Annotated in this window: 20 protein-coding genes, 1 tRNA gene and 1 pseudogene; 10 read left to right on the top strand and 12 right to left on the bottom strand. The window is 64.5% G+C overall.

The window, feature by feature from the left end; all coding sequences use genetic code 11:
* Positions 1-127: 127 nt before the first annotated feature.
* The 5 genes and pseudogenes from HLH28_RS08640 to surE all read right to left on the bottom strand — a co-directional run.
* Positions 128-985: pseudogene (locus tag HLH28_RS08640) on the bottom strand (YifB family Mg chelatase-like AAA ATPase); the annotation flags it as partial.
* Between the two features lie 239 nt (positions 986-1224).
* Positions 1225-1956 carry a GIN domain-containing protein gene (locus tag HLH28_RS08635; protein WP_182957736.1) on the bottom strand — a complete coding sequence of 244 codons (732 nt, stop codon included), beginning with the start codon at positions 1954-1956 and terminating at the stop codon, positions 1225-1227.
* A gap of 18 nt (positions 1957-1974) precedes the next feature.
* Entirely contained in the window at positions 1975-2547 is a 573-nt protein-coding gene (locus HLH28_RS08630; protein WP_182957734.1) for a DUF1700 domain-containing protein, read from the bottom strand.
* A complete protein-coding gene (locus HLH28_RS08625; RefSeq protein ID WP_182957731.1) occupies positions 2544-2879 on the bottom strand; it encodes a helix-turn-helix transcriptional regulator in 336 nt (111 codons plus the stop codon). The genes HLH28_RS08630 and HLH28_RS08625 overlap by 4 nt, the downstream gene beginning before the upstream one ends.
* A gap of 248 nt (positions 2880-3127) precedes the next feature.
* Positions 3128-3943, bottom strand: coding sequence for a 5'/3'-nucleotidase SurE (gene surE / locus HLH28_RS08620; protein ID WP_182957728.1), 816 nt, complete (start codon positions 3941-3943; stop codon positions 3128-3130).
* A gap of 111 nt (positions 3944-4054) precedes the next feature.
* On the opposite strand from surE, the gene HLH28_RS08615 reads away from it, so the two are divergent.
* The 3 genes from HLH28_RS08615 (at position 4055) to eda (ending at position 7231) form a co-directional block, all read left to right on the top strand.
* Positions 4055-4522 (top strand): MarR family transcriptional regulator, encoded by a 468-nt coding sequence (locus HLH28_RS08615; RefSeq protein WP_182957725.1) that lies wholly within the window; start codon positions 4055-4057, stop codon positions 4520-4522.
* Between the two features lie 185 nt (positions 4523-4707).
* Positions 4708-6528, top strand: a complete 1821-nt coding sequence (edd, locus tag HLH28_RS08610) for a phosphogluconate dehydratase (protein WP_182957721.1) — start codon at positions 4708-4710, stop codon at positions 6526-6528.
* A gap of 82 nt (positions 6529-6610) precedes the next feature.
* On the top strand, positions 6611-7231 hold the full coding sequence (eda, locus tag HLH28_RS08605) for a bifunctional 4-hydroxy-2-oxoglutarate aldolase/2-dehydro-3-deoxy-phosphogluconate aldolase (protein WP_182957718.1): 621 nt from the start codon (positions 6611-6613) through the stop codon (positions 7229-7231).
* 64 nt (positions 7232-7295) lie between these two features.
* Here the strand turns inward: eda and HLH28_RS08600 are convergent, their stop codons facing one another.
* Both HLH28_RS08600 and HLH28_RS08595 read right to left on the bottom strand, forming a co-directional pair.
* Positions 7296-7976: a Fe2+-dependent dioxygenase gene (locus HLH28_RS08600; protein ID WP_182957715.1), complete on the bottom strand. Its 681-nt coding sequence runs from the start codon at positions 7974-7976 to the stop codon at positions 7296-7298.
* On the bottom strand, positions 7976-10204 hold the full coding sequence (locus tag HLH28_RS08595; RefSeq protein ID WP_182957712.1) for a TonB-dependent receptor: 2229 nt from the start codon (positions 10202-10204) through the stop codon (positions 7976-7978). Before HLH28_RS08595 ends, HLH28_RS08600 begins: the two co-directional genes overlap by 1 nt.
* 129 nt (positions 10205-10333) lie before the next feature.
* Here HLH28_RS08595 and HLH28_RS08590 point away from each other — a divergent pair, with 129 nt between their 5' ends.
* Complete coding sequence (locus HLH28_RS08590) at positions 10334-11083, top strand: tetratricopeptide repeat protein (RefSeq protein WP_182957709.1); 750 nt, start codon at positions 10334-10336, stop codon at positions 11081-11083.
* Here the strand turns inward: HLH28_RS08590 and HLH28_RS08585 are convergent.
* A complete protein-coding gene (locus tag HLH28_RS08585) occupies positions 11052-12200 on the bottom strand; it encodes a UDP-galactopyranose/dTDP-fucopyranose mutase family protein (protein ID WP_338029701.1) in 1149 nt (382 codons plus the stop codon). The genes HLH28_RS08590 and HLH28_RS08585 overlap by 32 nt on opposite strands.
* Positions 12201-12362: 162 nt before the next feature.
* Here HLH28_RS08585 and HLH28_RS08580 point away from each other — a divergent pair, with 162 nt between their 5' ends.
* The gene (locus HLH28_RS08580; RefSeq protein WP_220790006.1) at positions 12363-12746 is read left to right on the top strand and encodes a cupin domain-containing protein; all 384 of its coding nucleotides are present in this window, start codon (positions 12363-12365) and stop codon (positions 12744-12746) included.
* Here the strand turns inward: HLH28_RS08580 and HLH28_RS08575 are convergent.
* From HLH28_RS08575 to HLH28_RS08565, 3 genes are all read right to left on the bottom strand, one after another.
* On the bottom strand, positions 12737-14035 hold the full coding sequence (locus HLH28_RS08575) for an MFS transporter (RefSeq protein WP_182957700.1): 1299 nt from the start codon (positions 14033-14035) through the stop codon (positions 12737-12739). The genes HLH28_RS08580 and HLH28_RS08575 overlap by 10 nt on opposite strands.
* The gene (locus HLH28_RS08570) at positions 14032-15399 is read right to left on the bottom strand and encodes an FAD-dependent oxidoreductase (RefSeq protein ID WP_182957695.1); all 1368 of its coding nucleotides are present in this window, start codon (positions 15397-15399) and stop codon (positions 14032-14034) included. The genes HLH28_RS08575 and HLH28_RS08570 overlap by 4 nt, the downstream gene beginning before the upstream one ends.
* Positions 15400-15775: 376 nt before the next feature.
* Positions 15776-15849 (bottom strand) — tRNA-Gln (locus HLH28_RS08565).
* A gap of 167 nt (positions 15850-16016) precedes the next feature.
* Here HLH28_RS08565 and HLH28_RS08560 point away from each other — a divergent pair.
* Entirely contained in the window at positions 16017-17150 is a 1134-nt protein-coding gene (locus HLH28_RS08560) for a Ppx/GppA phosphatase family protein (protein WP_182957692.1), read from the top strand.
* A complete protein-coding gene (locus HLH28_RS08555; RefSeq protein WP_182957689.1) occupies positions 17147-17929 on the top strand; it encodes an RlmE family RNA methyltransferase in 783 nt (260 codons plus the stop codon). Before HLH28_RS08560 ends, HLH28_RS08555 begins: the two co-directional genes overlap by 4 nt.
* A gap of 112 nt (positions 17930-18041) precedes the next feature.
* On the opposite strand, the gene HLH28_RS08550 is transcribed toward HLH28_RS08555, so the two are convergent.
* A complete protein-coding gene (locus HLH28_RS08550; RefSeq protein WP_182958214.1) occupies positions 18042-18956 on the bottom strand; it encodes an ROK family protein in 915 nt (304 codons plus the stop codon).
* A gap of 130 nt (positions 18957-19086) precedes the next feature.
* On the opposite strand from HLH28_RS08550, the gene HLH28_RS08545 reads away from it, so the two are divergent.
* From HLH28_RS08545 to HLH28_RS08535, 3 genes are all read left to right on the top strand, one after another.
* Positions 19087-19332 (top strand): sulfurtransferase TusA family protein, encoded by a 246-nt coding sequence (locus HLH28_RS08545; protein WP_182957686.1) that lies wholly within the window; start codon positions 19087-19089, stop codon positions 19330-19332.
* 139 nt (positions 19333-19471) lie between these two features.
* A complete protein-coding gene (locus tag HLH28_RS08540; RefSeq protein WP_182943693.1) occupies positions 19472-19702 on the top strand; it encodes an exodeoxyribonuclease VII small subunit in 231 nt (76 codons plus the stop codon).
* A gap of 7 nt (positions 19703-19709) precedes the next feature.
* Positions 19710-20645 carry a polyprenyl synthetase family protein gene (locus HLH28_RS08535; RefSeq protein ID WP_182957683.1) on the top strand — a complete coding sequence of 312 codons (936 nt, stop codon included), beginning with the start codon at positions 19710-19712 and terminating at the stop codon, positions 20643-20645.
* Positions 20646-20784 lie beyond the last annotated feature (139 nt).

Here is a 20784-nt window from a genome sequence, read left to right as displayed (position 1 = left end):
GTCAGACTACTATGAAGTCGCCCGGAATCATACCGAGCCCTAACAGCATACGGCGACGGAGCTACCGATCCGAGTCATTTCGGTGCAAATATCCTTTGTGCTTTGCAGTTATCCGTGAGAATTTTCAGCCACCACCCACAAGTGCGACCTGGCTGGTCGAATGATGCGGGTCGCGGAATGGGGGGCGAAAGATCGGGATGCCCATGGGCAGATGCCCGGCGACACTGTGGATGCGGCTGATCTCCAGGATTTCCTCGGTCGTCAGGTCCGGAAGCAGGGAGGGCAGGCGCGCGGCCAGCATCGATTTTCCTGCCCCCGGTGGCCCGGTCATCAGCAGGGAATGGCCTCCTGCCGCCACGATTTCCAGCGCGCGCTTGGCGGTTTCCATGCCGCGCACGTCGGCCAGGTCCAGATGCGGACCCTCCGAAGCGTCGGGCAGACGCTCGGGCAGTTCCACGGACGGAAGAACCTGCTCGCCGGTGAAATGGTTGACCAGAGCCAGAATGGATTCCGCGGCCAGGATATCCAGGCCGTCACCCGCCCATCGCGCCTCGCGCCCCTGGGCTGCGGCGCAAACCAGCCCCACGGACTGCTCCACCGCGCAGATGGCCGCCGGCAGGACACCGGGCACCGCATTGATTCGCCCGTCCAGCGACAATTCGCCGATTGCCCCGAAACGTCCGCTATCCTCCGGCGGCACCACCTGCATCGCCGTCAGCAGCGCCAGAGCGATCGGCAGGTCGAAATGCGAGCCTTCCTTGACGATGTTGGCCGGGGCCAGATTGACCACGATTCGCTTGGGCGGCAACGCCAGTCCCATGGCGGACAGCGCCGCGCGGACGCGTTCGCGCGCTTCGGCGACGGCCTTGTCCGCCAGGCCGACGATCAGGAACGATGGCAGCCCCGACGCCAGTTGCACTTCCACCCGCACGGGGATTGCCTCAATGCCCGAAAAGGCAAAGCCCAACACAGTGGATATGGTCATGCGCTCCCGATCGTCAGACAATTTCCCGGAATGATCGTTTGTAACCGAGAAACCGGAATTCGGAAGCCCAGCTGCGCCACCGTTGCCAAACATGCCGTCCTCCCCCGCATGCTCGGCCATATGAGTTGGCATAATATATCTTATGCGACTTTTGGTTCAGGCAATGAACAACATGCTCAGACGCGCGACGACCGGACGCAATCCAGTTGCCGCGCGTCTGATCCGAACGTGGACCGTCCTTACAACCGTGTCCCTTTCGGTTCATCAGGAACCGAAACGGTCCCGATCCCTTCGATGTCCTTCGTCAGGGATGCCGGCCTTCTGGTCAGTTCGACCGCGCCGACACCACTGAGATGAACGGCCGCGTGCCCTGTGGGGCCGATGCTGACATGGCCGGCGCCCTCGATCTCGATATCCGCATCCGTCACGATCATGTCGGAAAGATCGGCATTCGCCGCACCGGCGACGGATAGCGAGACCTTGTCCGCCCTGCCATGGCCGACCACGTCCGCCGCCCCTTCCACCGTCAGCTTGAGATGATCCACCGCAAGGCCCTGCAGGGTCAGTGTCCCGGCCGAATTGACGGTGATGGCCTTCAGCGCCGGCGCCGTCACGACGATGCGGAGACGACCCGAATGCCAGTGGTGGTGGCCATGCTCGTCCGCCTGGAGCGTATTGTCCTGCAGGCTGACCCGATCAACGACCTTGCGCGGGCCGCTGACGGTGATGCTTGGGGCCGGCCCCTGCGTATAGACGATCGTGGCCGGCACGTCGAAGGTCAGGTTCTCGGCCCCTGCCCAGGCGATGGTGCGCGTTGCCGGCGATGTCTCCTTGCCAGCGTCCTCGTCATCATCGGACCATATCATGTCCGGAATGTGCCATTGCATGGGCCCCCGGACGGCCGCCACGCTGAAACATGCCACCGAAAGCGCCGCCCCACCGACGGCCACAAGTGCGATCCCGCGGATCATGAAACAATTCTCCTGTTATCAGACGGAGGGTTGGGGCGCGATCAGGCGATAATGCGCGCGGCCGTAGCGGGCGAGCACGTTGATCAGCCCGATGGTAAAGAGGATGCAGAACGCGATCAGCGACGCCCCGCCGCTGGCCAGGCCCAGGCTGAGCAAGCCGGCCTGGAGGCGATCGCCCGCGAAGCCCGGCAGGTTGGTGATCAGCGCAAAGGGCAGCATCACGCTGCCGCTCAGGCAGACGGCCAGGCCTGCGACAAAGAACGAAAAGACGGATGCCACCGCTGCGATCAGCAGCGGCAGGACGATGAACAGGTCCAGCGCCGCCAATCCCAGCACGCCGACGATCACGCCCAGGGCGGCGGCCATGCTGCGTTCGTCTTCCCACCGGCGGAGGCCGGCCTCCGCCTGCAATTCCCGCGCCAGGCGCGTCGGATCCCCCAGACGGAAGGCGACTTCGGCCTCGCTTCGACCGGCCGCCTGCCCTGCCTCGAAATGACTGTCGTAATCGGCCACGATGTCCGCGACGGTCGATCGCGGCATCCCCTTCAGGCCGGCCTTCAGCCGCCGAAGGAACATCTGTCGCTCATTCATGGCGTTTTCTCCTGATGCTGCTCCAGGACGGCGGCGACAGAGCGTGTGAAATCGGTCCACGCGGCCTTTTGGGCATTGAGGCTGTCCCGACCGCTCGCGGTCAGGCGGTAATATTTCCTGGGGGGGCCCGAGGCGGATTCGACCAGGTAGGTCGTGACCATCCCGTCTTTCTGCATCCTGCGCATCAGCGGGTAGATCGTGCCCTCGCCCATGTCGATCGCATCCGCCAGGCGGCTGGCGATGTCGTATCCGTATGAGTCGGCCTGGGACAGAAGCGCCAGGACACAGAGTTCCAGCACCCCTTTTTTGAACTGGACGAGATTAGGGTCCACGGCGTGTCGATCCTCGGAGCGGTCCCGCACGGCGCGGAACTGTTCTATGCAAGATAGCCATCATTCACCGGTTCCTTGCAATAGTCTTTTTATGCCGGCATGGATATCGCGCGAAAACGCGCATCCCCTTGGCGGATCGCGTGCGCGCCCATGGTCCCTGCCCGCACCCGCCTCAGGCGGTGATGCGATGCGGGACGGCAGGACGTCGTTTTTTCAGCTTGATGTCAGCAGCCGTCTGAAAACGGATTTCAGGACGTCGCCTGTCGGGTGGCGCCGTCCTGTTCGCGCTTCGCCAACGTGGCACGCATCCGCGCGAGGACGGCGTCATCGGTTCGTTCAAACCGCAGGGGCGTTACCGCGACATGCCCGGCGGCGATCGCCGCGGTTTCCGTGCCTGCCGCGTCATCCTTCGCGGAACGGGACAGTTTCAGCCAATGATAGGCCAGTCCTCGGGGATCGGAACCTGTCGCGACGTCGATGCCGTCCAGCAGGCCAGCCCCCTGTTCGGTCAAGATCATCGGTCCCGCACGCTCTGCCGGACAATCTGGAAAATTGATATTCAGGCACGCCCCCGCCCAATCCAGGCAGCGCAGGGCACGCATGACATCCGGCGCCAGACGGCGCGCCGTATCCCACTGTACCGCCTGCCCGCCGGTAAAGGCCTGGCTGAGGGCGATGGACGGGAGACCGAGCAGCATGCCGGTCATGGCCGCGCCGACCGTGCCCGAAAATACCGTTTCCACCCCCAAATTCGCCCCGCGATTGACGCCCGAGAGGATCAGGTCGGGCGGCTGGCCCGCCATCAGGTGCCGCACGCCCATGACGACGCAATCCCCGGGGGTGCCCAGCACGGCAAAGCGCCGCTCCCCCTTCCGGCTGACCCGCAACGGATCGTGCAGGCTGATGGAATGGGAGGTGCCGCTCTGATCATGCTCAGGGGCGACGACCCAGATTTCGCGGGCCAGCGACATCGCAACTTGTTCGAGGATCTGCAATCCCGGCGCGTCGATGCCATCATCGTTGGTCAGAAGAATGCGACCCGCAATGAACTCCGTCCCGGTCATCGTTCTCTCCTGGCAAGGGGCATTCACGACGGCATATTGCTATGAATTAATAGATATTATAAAGTAGCAAAAAAAGAGAGGTTCCAGGTGCAGGAAATAGAGATATGCGGCATGGACGCAACCGCTGTGTCATGCCTGCGTGGCGACCTGACCCGCCTGGCCCGTCGCCTGCGGCAGGAAGCCCGGAACGATCCCGAATCGTGGACGCGGATGCTGGTCATCAGCGCTATCGACCGCCTGGGCGATGAGGCGACGCCATCGGCGCTGGCCCGAGCGGAAAACATGCGGTCGCCCAACCTGGCGGCTATCCTGCGGGATCTCGAGGCATCGGCCCTGGTCACCCGCACGCCCGATCAGGTGGATCGACGCAGGATTCGCGTCCGTCTGACGGATGAAGGACGCGAAATTTTGCGGCAGAATCGCCGGCGGCGGGACGAATGGCTGGCCGAAGCCATGAACGCCTGCCTGACCGAACGGGAACGGGCGCAGGTTTTCACCCTCGGCCCGCTTCTGGTACGCATCGCCGCCTATGGCGGCATAGCGCTCATTGTAATAATATTACAAAATACGCCCTCATAACGCTTCATTTATATCAATAATTAACTTGATCACCTTATATTTAGACGGTATCAGTCCCGACTTTCCCATCCTATGCGTGTCATGCATAACTAGCCCCGCCTTCGGCGCGCATGGACATGACATTCAGGAGTTACGGTCTTGCCTGCTCTGCATCGAATCCGACGCTGCTGTCACGGTCACCTCCCATGCAGATGAACCCTCTCCTGGCCGAGGTGACGGATCGCGTGATCCGTCGCTCCGCGCCGACTCGCACCGCCTATCTCGACCTGATCGCCCGTCAGCGGGACCGTGGCGTCGCCCGTCCGCGCCTGGCGTGTGGGAACCTGGCCCATGGCTTTGCCGCGTCGGGCGAGGACAAGTCCGCGATCCGCGCGGGCGGCGCGATGAATATCGGAATCGTCACCGCCTATAACGACATGCTGTCGGCGCACCAGCCCTATGCCCGCTATCCCGACCAGATGCGCCTGTTCGCGCGTGAAAAGGGGGCTACGGCCCAGGTAGCCGGGGGCGTCCCGGCCATGTGCGACGGCGTGACCCAGGGCCAGCCGGGCATGGAACTGTCGCTGTTCAGCCGCGACACGATCGCGCTGTCGACGGCGGTGGCCCTCAGCCACGGCATGTTCGAGGGAGTCGCGCTGCTGGGCATCTGCGACAAGATCGTCCCTGGGCTGCTGATGGGCGCCCTGCGCTTCGGCCACCTGCCGACGGTGCTGGTGCCGGCCGGCCCGATGTCGTCCGGCCTGCCGAACAAGACGAAGCAGAAGGTCCGCCAGCTTTATACGGAAGGAAAGGTCGGCCGCGAGGAACTGCTGGAAGCCGAGGCAGCGTCCTATCATGGCGCCGGGACATGCACCTTCTACGGCACGGCGAACACCAACCAGATGATGATGGAGGTGATGGGCCTGCACGTTCCGGGCGCGGCCTTCGTCCCCCCCACGACCCGGCTGCGCCAGGAACTGACGCGCGAGGCCGTGCATCGCGTCCTGGCGATGGGCATGGATAGCGACGACTACCGCCCGCTGGGGCACTGCGTCGACGAGAAGGCCATCATCAACGCGGCGGTGGGGCTGCTGGCGACGGGGGGGTCCACGAACCTCGCAATCCATCTGCCGGCGATCGCTCGGGCCGCCGGCATCGTCATCGACTGGGAAGATCTGGACCGTCTGTCCGGCGCGGTGCCCCTGCTGGCGCGCGTCTATCCGAACGGCGCCGCGGACGTGAACGCGTTTCACGCGGCGGGGGGCATGGGTTTCATCATTTCGACGCTGCTGGACGCGGGCCTGCTGCATGGGGACATCCTGACCGTGGCCCCCGAGGGTTTCCGGGCCTACACACGCACGCCGGAATTGCGTGATGACCGGCTGGTCTGGACGGATACGCCATCCGTTCCGGGTGACGAGACGATCCTGCGCCCTGCCTCAGCCCCCTTCAGCGCCGACGGCGGCATGCGCCTGCTTCAGGGCAATCTCGGACGCGGCATCTTCAAGACCAGCGCGGTATCCAGCGACCGCTGGACCATCGAGGCCCCGGCAGCCGTCTTCAACGACCAGGAAGAGGTCCTGGCCGCCTATCGCGCGGGCCGGCTGGACCGCGACGTTGTCGTGGTCGTGCGGTTCCAGGGACCGGCGGCAAACGGCATGCCGGAACTGCACAAGCTGACGCCGTCGCTGAGCGTGCTCCAGGATCGGGGACATCGGGTCGCGCTGGTGACTGACGGACGCATGTCGGGCGCCAGCGGCAAGGTCCCGGCGGTGATTCATCTCTCGCCCGAGGCCCTCCCCACCGGCCCGCTTGCCCGGCTGCGCGACGGCGACCTGGTGCGGCTCAGCGCCCAGGACGGCCGGATCGACGCATTGGTCGACCAGGCCGAATGGGACGCCCGGGAACTGTGTCCCCCGCCCCGGGCGGAGGAAGGCACCGGCCGCGAATTGTTCACCTTCATGCGCCGTGGCGCCGACAGTGCCGAGCGTGGCGCGTCGGCGATGCTGGCCGCGATGGAGCAATAGGCCCGTCCAACAGATTTCGCCGGGCGGTCGTCATGTCATCCGATCGCCCGGCCTGCCGCCCCATAGGAAGAAAGAACCAGCCATGTCCGAAATAGATCGCATCATGTGCCTCTCCCCGGTCATCCCGGTGCTTGTGGTGCAGGACGCGGCCCACGCCCGCCCGATTGCCGAGGCACTGGTGGCAGGCGGGCTGCGCGTACTGGAGGTGACCCTGCGCACCGAGGCCGCGCTGGACGTCATCGCGGAAATGGCCAAGGTCGAAGGGGCGGTCGTCGGCGCAGGCACCGTGCTGAACGAGGCCGACCTGGATGCCAGCATCGAGGCCGGCGCGGAATTCATCGTCAGTCCGGGTCTGACCGACGGTCTGGCCAAGGCCGCGATCGCCCGCCGCATTCCCTTCCTGCCCGGCATCGCCAACAGCAGCGACATCATGCGCGGACTGGACCTGGGCCTTGATCGCTTCAAGTTTTTCCCGGCCGAGGCCTCCGGCGGCATCAAGGCGCTGAAGGCCCTGTCCGCGCCGTTCGGCCGCATCCGCTTCTGCCCGACCGGCGGCATCGACCTCGAACGGGCGCCCCAATGGCTGGATCTGCCGTCGGTACGCTGCGTTGGCGGATCGTGGCTCGTTCCCCCCGGCGTACCGGATGTGGCCGAAATCCGCCAACGTGCGACCGCAGCGGCGAAGCTGGCGACCGTCCGTTAAATCGTCAGCCCGACCGTCGTCGCGCCTCCTGTCCTTCGCCCATTGAAGGTCGGGGGGAACGGCGTCACGGCGTTCCCCAGCGCCGTACCAGATTATGATAGATGTTGGTGAGCGACAGGATGCGCGGATCGTCGACGAGATCCGCGGCCAGGTCCTGGATGCTGCGGTCCAGGTCGAACAGGATACGGCGCTGGCCCTCGTCGCGAACCAGGCTTTGCATCCAGAATACCGCCGCCAGCCGTTCCCCACGCGTCACGGGAGTAACGCGGTGCAACGACGACGACGGGTAAAGCACCAGCGAACCCGCCGGCAGGCGTACCTCACGCGGGCCGAAGACATCGTCGATCACCAGCGTGCCGCCGTCGTATTCGTCGGGTGGCGTCAGGAACAACGTCGCCGACACGTCCGTCCGGATCGTTCCGCGCGCGTCGTAGCGAATGGCATTGTCCACATGGTTGTCGAACCTGTCCCCTGCCCCCGCCCGATAACGGCTGAAGAGCGGGGGAAAGATGCGCTGAGGCAGGGCCGCGGACACGAATAACGGCATCCGTCCCAGCGCCCGCGCCAGTTCCTCGCCCAGTTCGCGCCCCAATGGATCGTCCTCGGCGATCTGCAGGTTCTGCTTCGCTCGCGCCGATTGATGTCCCGCAGTCGCGCGGCCGTCGGTCCAGGACGCCGTCATCAGGCGCGTCCGAAACGACGCGATTTCCGCGTCGTCCAGAACATGCGGAATCGCCAGAAGCATCAGAAGCTCGCGCTCAGCGAGAACAGTGCGGAGCGGGCGGGGCCGACGACGATATGCGTCGGATGCAGACCACTGTAATAATAGGTGTTCGATATATTGGCGATGTTCACCTGGGCGGACAGGTTGGGGTTGATGCGATATTTCACCATCAATTGCGCGGTGGTGTAGCCCGGGGCGCGTTCGATCACCGTCGTTCCCGTCACAGGCAGAGAGCTTGCCGTCCGGCTGGAAACATAATTCACGCCGCCGCCCACTTCGACGGGAAGCCAGGGGAGGTGATATTCCGTCCAGAAGGCGATCGTATGCTTGGGCGCGTTCGGCGGCTGGTTGCCAAGTTCAAGGATGTTGGGCGATGCGACCACCGTCACGTCATCATAGCTGTATCCGCCGAAAACGCTCCATCGCGGCGTGATATGGCCGGATGCCGACAGTTCGAACCCCTGCGAACGGTAGTTGCCCGCCAGAATCGTTTCGGTCGCGTCGGCCGGGTTTGTCTCGCGCACGTTCGTCATCTCGATCCGGTAGGCGGCCGCCGTCAGCGACAACCGGTCGAAATTCCATTTCGTGCCGAACTCGAAGGTGCGCGACTTCTCCGGCGCCACGGCGGCCGTGGAGGCCGTCAGCGAGATATTTTCCCCCGACGGGTCGAAGGATGTGCCGTAATTGAAATAGATGCTGCTGTCTTCGGTGGGCTTGTAGACGATCGCCCCGCGCCAGGTCGAAACCTTGTCGTCCCGCGTGACATACGTCGCCGGGGCGACGATCTGCTTGTATTCGGTGGTGTAATGATCCCAGCGCCATCCGCCGAGAATCTGCCAGTGCCTGCCGATCGACAGGGTATAGTTCAGGTACGGCGCCAGATCGTTCGACACGCTGCCCGACATGCTTCGCAGCTGGGACACGTAGGTGAATGGAACCTGCACCGGATCCAGCAGGGACGTCAGGCTTTTCGGGTAGGTGTAGCGGGTGATGTCCGCCGTCTGGCGCTGCTCCTCCAGCCCCAGCACGATCTGATGGCGCAGGATGCCGGTCTGGAAATCGGCATTGCCCTCCGTCTGGTTGTCCAGCAGCGTCGACGGGCCACTCAGGGCCAGCGTGTTGCGCGACACCTGGATCTGGGACAGTGGAACGCCGGCCGGCACGATATCAGTGGACGAGGTATAACCCAGCAGCTGCCCTTCCACCGCGCGCTGGCCGGTATTGTAGGTCGAATAGCGGATCTGGTCGTGAACGGTGAAATGGCGACTGAAATCGTGCTCGACCCGCACCGTTCCGATATTGACCGCCGAACGCAGGTAGTCCCCGTCATAGCCATAAAAGTTGGAGCGCGAGACCGGCGCCGGAGACCCGTTCAGCCACGGGATGCCATAGGACTGGGAATCATAGGATTGCTGACGCAGATAGTCGATCCGAACCCGTGTCGACGTGTTCAGCCCGAACGCCAGAGACGGCGCGATGCCATAGCGGCGGGTTTCGCCAAAATTCACGCCCGCGATTCCGGCATCGTGGACCATCGCGTTCAGTCGGAATGCCATGCCGCCCAGCATATTCGACGACCGGTCGATATCGATCGTCAGGCGCTTCGTCGCATCGGTACCAAAGGATAGGGTGCCGGCCGTCCGGGATGTCATGTCCGCGTGCTTCGTCGCCTGGTTGATGACGCCACCGGTCGATCCGCGCCCGAACAGGGTGCCGGACGGCCCCTTCAGGACCTCCACGGTCTCGAGGTCGAACGGGTCGCGGTAGTAGCTGCCGAAATCCAGCATGCCGTCACGATAGAAATCGTTTTGCGCATTGAAACCGCGAATCGACAGATTATCGCCCTGCTGCGCGCCCTCGCCGGCCGCGATGCTGATGCCCGGCACGGTCTTCAGCGCGTCGAGCATGTTGGTCGTATTCTGATCCTGCATCAGCTCCTTCGGGATCTCCGCAATGGTTTGCGGCGTATCCACCAGCTTCGTCAGGATGCGATCCAGATGCGGGCGGGTTTCCTGATAGTCGTTGACATGTCCGGTGACGATCAGGTGCTCCGCACGGTGTCGGGCGTCGTTCTTTTCCTTTTCCGCCGTCTCGGCACTCTTGTCCCGTGACGGGGTGGCGGGGGTCTGCATGTCGGCCGCCCCCGCGTCGTGGGGAAAGAGCCATGCCGCCCCAAGCATCAGACCAAGTGTCGTCGAGCCCACGTTCTTCTGGCCGGACGGTGCAGGAAGACCGGATCGGATTGTCATGAAGGTCACCAGTTGATAATGATTATCAGAATTGCTCTCACCAACTAGCCTAGGTGTCAAACTGTGACAATTCCCTTCGACCGTATTTTTGACGGCTTGCGTCGTCATGCGGTGCGACGACAACGGCCCATGGCGGTGCCCCTGTCGCCCAAAATGCGGGATGTATGCGATGGGGCGGAACGCGGTCATGTCGCGGCCCAGCTGCTTCTGGGTCAGGCCCTTCTGGACGGTGTCCTGATCGAACGGGACCAGGCGCAGGCGCTCGCGTGGTTCACGATCGCGGCGCGGGCCGGCCATGCGCCGGCCATGAACATGCTGGGCCGTTGCCTGGAGCGCGGATGGGGATGCACCGCCGATCCGGCCAATGCCGCGACATGGTATCGCGCGGCCAGCATCACCGGCGACAATTGGGCGCGCTACAATCTGGCGAACATGCTGATGCGCGGACGCGGCGTTCCACGGCAGCAGCACGAGGCATGGCGGCTGTTCCTGGCGGCGGCGCAGGACGGCCATGCAAAATCAATGAATCTGGTGGCGCGTTTTCTCGATGAAGGCTGGTGCGTGCCGCAGGACCGCGTCGCGGCGCTATCCTGGTATCGCCGGTCGGCCGAGGCCGGCGATTATCGCGGGCAGCATAATCTTGCCACCCTTCTGGCCGAAGCGGGTCAGGTCCCCGACGCCCTGGCGTGGTGGACCCGCGCCCTGCCCGACGCGACCCAGGACATTCTGCAGGCCATGCGGGAAACACTGGCCCTGTTGCCGGGAGGCGAGGCCGCCGACCTTCATCGGCGGGTCACCGAACGTCTGCTCCCTCTCGGCCAACACCCGGCCGGGGAGAAGGAAACCATCAGGACGGATCGACGAAGAAAGTCGGGATAACGCCGCCCTGCCGTGCGACGTCCAGCACGCGATCCGAGGCCGCCAGGGCTTCGGAGATCGTCACATCCATATCCAGGTAACGGTAGGTTCCCAGCCGTCCCATGAACGACACGCCCGGCGTTGCCCGCGCCATCTCGATATAGCGGGTCAGCAGCGCCTTCTCCCCGACCTGACGGATGGGATAGTACGGGATGTCGTCGGCACCGGCCTGGCGGCTGTATTCGCGGAAGCAGATGGTGCGGGTGAAACGCTCCTGCTCCCACGGCGCGAAATGCTTGTGTTCGGTGATCCTGGTATAGGGTACGGTCTCGTCACAGTAGTTGATGACCGCCGTTCCCTGGTAATCCCCGTCGGCGACGAAAGCCTCGAAATCCAGGGTCCGGTAGCCGAGGCGTCCCAGCGCGTAGGAAAAATACCGGTCGATCGGCCCGGTATAGAAGACATGGGCGAAACGCTCGTCCACCGTCTCGAACGACTGGCCGAGACGAAGCTCGATCCCCTCGGCCTTCAGAATGTTCTCTATGATCGCGGTGTAGCCGTTCTCCGGCATGCCCTGCCACGGATGGCTGAAATAATTGTCGTCATAATTGAATCGGACCGGCAGGCGCTTGAGGATCGAGGCCGGAAGCCCCGTCGGCGATACGCCCCACTGCTTCTTGGTGTACCCATGGAAGAACGCCCGGTACAGTTCCGGACCGATCATCGACAGCGCCTGCTCCTCGAACGATTCGGGCGTGGCGATGGACTGGTCGGCGCGCGCGGCGATGAACTGCCGGGCCTCGTCCGGACGCAGCGTCGTGCCGAAGAACTGGTTGATCGTCATCAGGTTGATGGGCAGGCTGTAGATCCGACCCTGCGACTGCGCCTTTACCCGGTTGACGTAGGGCTTCATCACGCCAAAGCGGTTGATGTAGGTCCATGCCCGTTCGTCGGCCGTATGGAAGATATGCGGTCCGAACCGATGGACCATGACACCGGTCTCGTCATCGCGGCTGGTATGGCAGTTTCCCGCCACTTGCGCTCGTTCGTCCAGCAGCAGGACCTTGTGGCCGGCCTCGGCAAGGGCACGGGCCATGATGGCCCCGCTGAAACCAGCGCCTACGACACAATATCGCAACAGCATCTTCTCCAAGCGGACTCTAAAAGCGGTGAGTATCGCCGATGGGGCATGGCTGTCCACGCCCGCGTCGCATGAAGGATGCAGACACCAGGTTTCCAGGGCATTACGATCCGATGCCGCAATGACGGAAAATCCGCCGGTTACAGGAGAGCATTCGACGTGAAGACCCCTATCGCACCCGTCGTGACCAGCGCGGCCGAGCGCCCGGTCGAACATTCGGCCACGGGATTTGTCTCCTGGCATACGCTGATCAGCGGGAACATCACTCCTACGGACACTTTGACCGCCGGTCTGGCGACGGTCCCCGCCCGCGAAGGCAGGCTGGAGCTTCACCGGCATGAAGATCCAGAAATCTATTTCATTGTCGAAGGCACCGGGATCATGACTATCGATGGCCAGGACACCAATGTCGGTCCCGGGACGACGATCTTCATTCCCGGCAATGCCGAACATGGCATACGCAACGAATCCGCTGCGGACCTGAAATTCTTCTATGTCTTCGCGACCGACCAGTTTCCGGACGTGGTCTATCGCTATTCCTGACCATGCGATGCGGCGCCCGGCAGCGCCAGGCCATGCCCGTTCGGTCCGCGCTCCCGCTGCCAGAGCAGCGCGGCCGACAGGAATCCCAGGAAACTGACCAATCCCAGGAATGCCAACATCCCGTCATAGCCTGACGGGTTGTCCGGACCGGCCCCCCACGCCGTGTTGATCCGACCGATCAGCAGGTTAGCAAGTGTCAGCCCGGCGTTCTGCAGGACGTTGACCAGGCCGAGCGCCGTGCCCAGCACCCGTCGATCCACCAGCCTTACGGTGGACGGCCAGATCACGGCCGGCACAATCGAAAAGCTGACACCCATCAACACCGCCGAAATCCACGGGCTCCAGCCGGTGATCCCTAGGATGAGGAAGGCCAGCGGCATCAGGCCCGCGCCAAACGCCATCAGCAACGTCCTGTGCCCGAAGCGGTCCGCGACCATGCCGCACAGCGGCGTGACGAAAATGGCGGCCAGGAAGACCAGGCTGTTGATCCGCCCCGCATCGGCCAATGTCAGGCCCCGTGCGTCCTGGAAATAGGCGATGGCGAAGGTGCTGCGAAATGGAAAGACCGCCGAAGCGAACAGCACGTTCAATGCCAGGATATACCAGAACGACAGGTCGAACTCCTTTAACCCGACCCATGCGTCGCGCACCGTGCCATGGGGGACGTTCCCCCCGGGATACGCCACCGCCATCGCCCGCCGGTCCAGCCATGCATAGGCGCACACGGCCAGCAGACTGACCCCCGTCAACGCCGCCGCCAACCAGAGCGGGGCCTGCCAGCCCCAGGCATACAGCCCATGCGCCCAGACCGGCGACAGATCCGCCAGCGAGGACCCCACGCGCGCCAGACTGAAGAACGACGCCATTGCGAAGGCCATCTGGTCGGCCGGAAACCAGCGCGCCAGACCGCCCAGCAACGCGATCAGCAGCGTTTCCTGGCCCAGTCCGAAGAACAGGCGCCCCGCGACCATGACCGGATAGGCACTGCCCATGGCCGTCAGCACGCCGCCGATGAAACACAGGGCGGCCGTGCCCAGAAGCACGCGCGTCACGCCCTGACGATCGATCAGCAATCCACCCGCCAGCGCCACCACGATATTCGGCAGGCTGACAACGGCGTTCAGCAGCCCTATGCGGTCCTGCGACCAGCACGCCCATCGGCGCAGCAGGTCCGCGACCGGCGCGATCGAATCATATGCATAATAATTTCCCGCGATCGCGAGGCTGAACAGCATGAGCATCCACCAGCGGCGCGCCGCTGCGGCTGTCCCGCCGCTGCTCGCCGTCAACGGATGCGTGCCCCCTGTCGCAGCAATTCGGCCTGGACCAATGAAATATCCAGGCAATCGAACGGCTGCCCGGTGCGCACCGACAACGCAGCTGCGACCCCGGCCCCCTGTCCGCTGACCGCGCAGCACATCATGTTGCGCACGGCGGCATGCGACACCCTGTCGCCCCCGATGGACCGGCCCGCGACGATCAGGTTTCCAACCCCCTTGGGCAGCAGGGCGCGATAGGGCACATGGAAATAACGGCCGGTGGTCGGCAGGATCAGCAGACCGTACCCGTCGATGAATTCAGGAAAGATACCGATCGAATCCTCGAAGCGCGCCTGTCCGCGCACGTCGTGGGCCGTAAGGTTGTATTGTGCGTCGATCTTGCGTGTATCGCGGATGCCCAGCGTCATGCCGAAATTACGCAGCTTCGCCCCTTCGCACCCCGGCATGAAGCGCCGAAGCGCCTCGACCGCCAGCACAGCCTGCCGCCGGCCGGCGATTTCGCCGCGCGTCAGATCGTCGGGATCGGTGCCATCGCACTCCGACAGATGCACAAGGTTGAGATAGGTCAGGTCTCCCTGATCCGTCACCGATCCCCAGGTTCCCGCAATGGTCGCCAGCGACGGCGGAATCAGTCCGGCCTCGGCTGCCATCCGGAAGGGCTTGCGCAGAAACGGAGAAAACATGTCGTCCTCCTTTCCTGTCGTCTCGATGTCCCATTCGCCATTGCCGGCCCAGTCGGCGTAGGTCTGCGGGTCGGCCTTCACCTGTTCGATGAATCGCGCCTTGTCGACGCCGTTCATCGAAAACATCACCGACACCGACATCATATCCGCGCGCGGGGTCTTGTGGACCGGCGCGCCGGCCCGCGTGGCGACATCGGCGTCGCCGGTTGCATCGACAATCCGCGCGGCCATGATGGCCTCGCGCCCCGCCTTGCTTTCCGTGATGATGCCGCGCAGCAGCCCCTCTTCGACGATCGGGGCGACGAACGTGCGGTGAAGCATCGGCGTGATGCCTGCCTCTTCCACCAGGCAGTCGGCGACGTACTTGAACATCTCGGCGTCGAGCGCGTGGCTGATCGATTGAGGTTCCGGCGTCGTCGCGCCCATCGCCCGGGCACGCTCCTCGAACTCCACGCCGATGCCTTCGCTGTCGATGGTGTGTTCGTGTCGGTACCAGGCGAATCCCTCGACTCCGACCTGGGTGATATTGCCCCCGAAACACCCGTTGCGCTCCAGCAGGATGGTCCGTGCCCCGGCACGTGCCGCCGCGAGGGCCGCGGCCAGACCGCCGGGGCCGCTGCCGACCACCAGGACGTCGGTTTCCACGATGACATCGATCATCCGAGCGGGTTCGCAAATCTGGCGTGTCATCCTTGCTGCTCCCTGGCCCACGGCGTCGCAACGCCCTCCGATCCTGAAATTATCATCATATCGTATCGATCTGAAAGGTCGTCGCAGCATCCGTCATGCACCACATTCGACGAATATGCGGCGCATGCTTGAAAATGCGCGCGGTGGCCCGACACGCCTTTTCCGCGCTCGGCTTCGGTGCTCGACACATCCGAGCCGAAAAGCGGGCGTCAATCCGGTTGCAGCGGGTGAGAAATTTGAACGGGATTTGCCGGTCCGGCAGCCTAATCAGGAAAATCCGAAATACCTGCCTCGGTCATATGACTGGCCTGGCATTTCCTACAGCTCTCCGCGATAGAGAAGCGGAAGCCGAAGTGATTTCACCCATTCAGGGAAATGGCTGGGGGACCTGGATTCGAACCAGGGCTGACCGGGTCAGAGCCGGTAGTTCTACCGCTAAACTATCCCCCAACACTGCCTTGCGGCGTGTCGTGCCGTGCGGTGAGCGGCTGATAGCATCGGCGGATCGGTGTGACAAGCACCTTTCTGGCGAAGTTTCCTGCATGCGGCATATTTGACTTGCCCTTCGCGCAGGTCGGAATCCACTATGAATCCAGCAGCGGCAAAGGGACCGTCCGATGGACAACAGCATGTCCTGGCGCGATGGCCAGGAGGGACAACCATTCTCCCGTGCCTCCGGATTCACAACGAATCACGGGATGTCGGGCATGTACGCTGCCATTGATCTCGGGACCAACAATTGCCGGTTGATGATCGCGACGCCGTCGGCCGACGGATTCCGCGTCGTCGACAGTTTCAGCCGCATCGTCAGGCTGGGCGCGGGTCTGCAGCGGACGGGACTGCTGGACCAGGACGCGATGGATCGGACCGTCGACGCGTTGAAGATCTGTGCCGCGCGTATGGGACGGCGTCGGCTGCGCCGGTATCGCGCCGTGGCGACCGAGGCCTGCCGCCGCGCCGGAAACGGCAGCGCCTTCCTGGAGCGCGTCCGGCGCGAGACGGGCCTGGATATCGGCGTGATCTCGCCCCGCGAGGAGGCTGAGCTGGCCATGGACAGCTGCTCGGCGCTTCTGCACGATGAAAGACTGTCCCCCGCACGGAACCGCGCGGTCCTGTTCGACATCGGCGGCGGCTCGACCGAAGTGGCATGGGTGCGGACGGAGCGACGGTCGCGCAGCCAGGAGCTGATCGGCTATCTCAGCCTTCCGGTCGGCGTCATCACCCTGGCCGAGCAATTCGGCGACGCGGCCCTCACTGAGGACGGCTATCGCCATATGGTCGACGCCGTGACGCGGCAATTGCGCGCGTTCGAGGACGTCCATTGCATCGGGCGGGAAATCAGTCGCGGCAATGTCAGCCTGATGGGAACTAGCGGCACCATCACGACACTGGCCAGCATCGCCCTGTCCCTGGCGCGCTATAGCCGTTCGGCGGTGGACGGCACCATCTTGCCGTCCGAGGCGGCCCTGGCGGCGATCCGGACCCTGGCCGGCATGGGGCCGGACGGCCTGCGGCAGCATTCCTGCGTTGGGCCGGAACGTGCGCTCTATGTCCTGCCGGGATGCGCGATTTTCGAAGCCATCCACAAAATATGGCCGGTTCCCGAGATCGTCGTGGCGGATCGGGGACTGCGCGATGGTATGCTGCTGCGCATGATCAACGATTCGGCCATGGCGCCCCTTTCGCCATTCCCTCCCGCCCTGCCCTTTGCACGGCCCAGACTGACCACGGTCGGCGTCTCTCGTCCATGAAGCGACGTCCCCCGGCCGGAAACGGCAAGTCGCGGGTTCCCGGCAAGTCCCTTTCCAGCAGCGCAACGCCGGGCGGCACGTCCGCACAGGCGGATGCCGGCGCCGCGAAAACCACGCGCGCGCAGGCCGTATCGCTGCGCACCGCCCGTGGCCGCACAACCGCGCAGCAGCGCTGGCTGAACCGGCAGCTGAACGATCCCTATGTCCTGGCGGCGCGTAAGCAGGGCTGGCGGTCCCGCGCGGCCTTCAAGCTGATCGAACTGGACGACCGTTTCCACCTGATCCGGCCCGGAATGCGCGTGGTGGATCTGGGGGCGGCACCCGGAGGATGGACGCAGGTCGCGGTCAAGCGCGGCGCGGCGCATGTGGTCGGCGTCGATCTGCTGCCGGTCGATCCCGTGTCCGGCGCGACGATCCTGGAAGGGGATTTCAACGATCCCGACCTGCCTGATCGGCTGATCGCGCTACTGGGGGGGCCGGCCGACCTTGTGCTGTCGGACATGGCACCGAATACGACGGGCCATGCGCCGACCGACCATCTGCGCATCATCGGCCTTGCTGAACTGGCGCTCGATTTCGCGACCAAGGTGCTGGCGGAAAACGGGGCGTTCGTCGCGAAAGTCTTCCAAGGCGGATCGGAACGGCAGATGCTGACCCCGATGAAACAGGCCTTCGCCACGGTCCGCCATGCCAAGCCGCCGGCCAGCCGCAAGGAATCGAGCGAGCTATATGTGGTAGCCACGGGCTTCCGGCCCGATCGGATCAAACAGGATACCTGACCGGCCGCGCGACCTGCTCTTCCGCGTGTCTTCACGCTTCTGGATCACGTTTGGAACGAGGACCCGAACGCGTGAAGATGCCCGCAACGCCAGATCTGGCCGATTCTTTACTCTAGGCCGGCACCTCGCCGTCCGACCACAGCCATGCCGCCCCGCGCACGCCCGAACTGTCCCCATGCCGGTTCCGTATGATCGGCGTGGTGCAGCGAGGCGTGATGACGTAGCGCGGCATCAGCAGCGGCACGCGTTCATAGATCGAATTCAGGTTCGACACCCCGCCCCCCAGGACGATGACATCGGGGTCCATGAAATTGATTGCCATGGCGCACGCCCGGGCCAGGCGGTCCATGTAGCGGTCCAGTGCGCCGATCGCAGCCTGGTCGCCGGCTTCGGCCTGATCCTCGATTCCGGCGGTGCTGCGGTTGCCTGGCCCCTTCCAGTCCTGGGCCAGGGCCGAACCGCTGAGAAAGCGTTCCAGGCAGCCCTCGTTTCCGCAGAAACATTTAGGCATGGGCATTTCCTCGAGCCTCGGCCAGGGCAGCGGGACATGTCCCCATTCGCCCGCGATGTGGTGCGCGCCGGTCAGCAGCTTGCCGTCGACGACGATTCCACCGCCCATTCCCGTACCGATAATGACACCGAAGACCACGCGATGCCCGGCTCCCGCCCCGTCCACGGCCTCGGACAGGGCGAAGCAGTTGGCGTCGTTCTCCACCCGGACCTCTCGCCCGACGGAGGCAGTCAGGTCGCGGCCGAATGGCTGGTTGTTCAGCCATGTGGCGTTCGCGTTCTTGATGACGCCGCTGTCGGGACTGATCGAGCCGGGAATTCCGATGCCGACGGTGCCCTGCCCGCCCAGTTCCCCGTCCACGCCCGCGACCAGATCGCGGATGGCCTGGATCGCCCCGTCATAATAGCCGGGGTTGGCGATGCGTCGCCTGACGAGTTCGCGCCCGTCGCGGGCCGCAAGGGCCGCGATCTCGATCTTGGTTCCGCCGAAATCGATACCGATCCGATAGCCGGTCATGTCCGTCCCATTGTCCGTCGTCATATTTTATCCGCTGGCTGTTTCATCATATGATGCGTCGAGATGTGTCGTAAACATCGCACCCGCACCAGGCCGGACGCGGCCGCCCCCCGCCGGAGCCCCCATTTTCATGAGCGAGACTGTGCTCGACGTCAAAGGGCTAAGTTGCCCGCTTCCCGTTCTCAAGGCCAATCGCACCTTGCGCGGCATGCAGCCGGGCGAGCGATTGCGCGTCATTGCGACCGACCGTGCCAGCGTCGCCGATTTCCAGGCGTTCTGCCGGGAAACAGGCCACGCGCTGATCGCCTTCGGCGAGGATGGCGGGGTCCTGTCCTTCGTCATCCGCCGCCGCCCCGACGCAGTTCCAGGGACCTGAAGAGGCTTTTCCTTCAGCGTTCCGAACACGTTGCGTGGATGCCACATCTTCCACAAATTCCTGCCATTCCCCCTATGCCCTTGGCAGATGCGCCCGGCAGGGAGTAATTCCTCCGCCTCATGATGGAAGTACCGCACCCATGACGGACGACCTGTCCCTGCTGTCCTTTGAAGACGCCCTCGTCCAGTTGGAGGAGATCGTTCGTCAACTGGAAGGCGGGCAGCTCCGGCTCCAGGACGCCATCGCGTCCTACGAGCGTGGCGCGGCCCTGAGACGACATTGTGAGAGCAAGCTGAACGAGGCCGAGGCCCGCGTTCAGGCGATCATCCAGCGGGCCGATGGCACGCTGGAGACGAAATCTATGGATTGATGCGCCGATGAGCCAGACAATAGCGACAGCCCCCGTGGGGAATTCCGGAGATCGGGGCAGCCTTCTGCGTGCATCCATGGCGAAGCGGGCCGCGGCGGTCGAAGCCGCGATCGACAGCCTTCTGCCGCCGGTTCCGGGCAGCGAGGCGCGGGTTGTCGACGCCATGCGCTACGCCACGCTGGGCGGGGGCAAGCGGCTGCGCGGCTATCTGGCCGCCGAAGTGGCCAGCCTGTTCGGCGTTGCCGAATCCGGTGCCTATCGCGTGTCCGCGTCGGTGGAGATGCTGCACGCCTATTCCCTGGTTCATGATGATCTGCCGGCGATGGACGACGACGACCTGCGCCGCGGCCAGCCCTCGACCCACCGGAAGTTCGACGAGGCCACGGCGATCCTGGCGGGCGACGCGCTGCAGACCATGGCGTTCGAGATCCTGGCCGACGCGGCGACCCATCCCGACGCCGGCGTGCGAATCGGTCTGGTCGCCGCCCTGGCCGCCGCATCCGGCGCCGCTGGCATGGTCGGCGGCCAGATGATCGACATGGAGGGAGAAGGACGCGCCCTCGCCCTGCAGGAGGTCGAGCGCCTGCACGCGCTGAAGACCGGCTGCCTGATCCGCTATTCCGCCGAAGCCGGCGCCATCCTGGGCGATGCCGACCTGTCGGTGCGATCGCGCATCGCCGCCTACGGACGGGATCTCGGGGCAGCGTTCCAGATTGCGGACGACGTGCTGGACGCGACGGCCAGCGCCGAGGAACTGGGCAAGACCGCGGGCAAGGACCAGGCTGCCGGCAAGTCCACCTATGTCGCCCTGCTGGGGGTCGACGGCGCGGCGCGGGAAGCGCGACGCGTGGCCGAGCAGGCGGAATCCCATCTCGATATTTTCGGTGCCGAGGCCGACAGGCTCCGGGATCTCATCCATTACGTGGTCGATCGCAGGAGCTGACAATCATGACCGAACAGCAGTCAGAAGGGCAGCAGGCGGGATCGGTGCCGACGCGGGGTCGCTTTCCGCTTCTGGACCGGGTGTCCTGCCCGGCGGACCTGCGGAACCTGTCGGTGGAGCAGCTGAAGCAGTTGGCCGA

The sequence above is a fragment of the Gluconacetobacter tumulisoli genome (genome assembly GCF_014174155.1).
In the GTDB taxonomy this organism is placed as follows: Bacteria; Pseudomonadota; Alphaproteobacteria; order Acetobacterales; family Acetobacteraceae; genus Gluconacetobacter; species Gluconacetobacter tumulisoli.
This window is presented reverse-complemented; position numbering and strand designations above follow the sequence as displayed.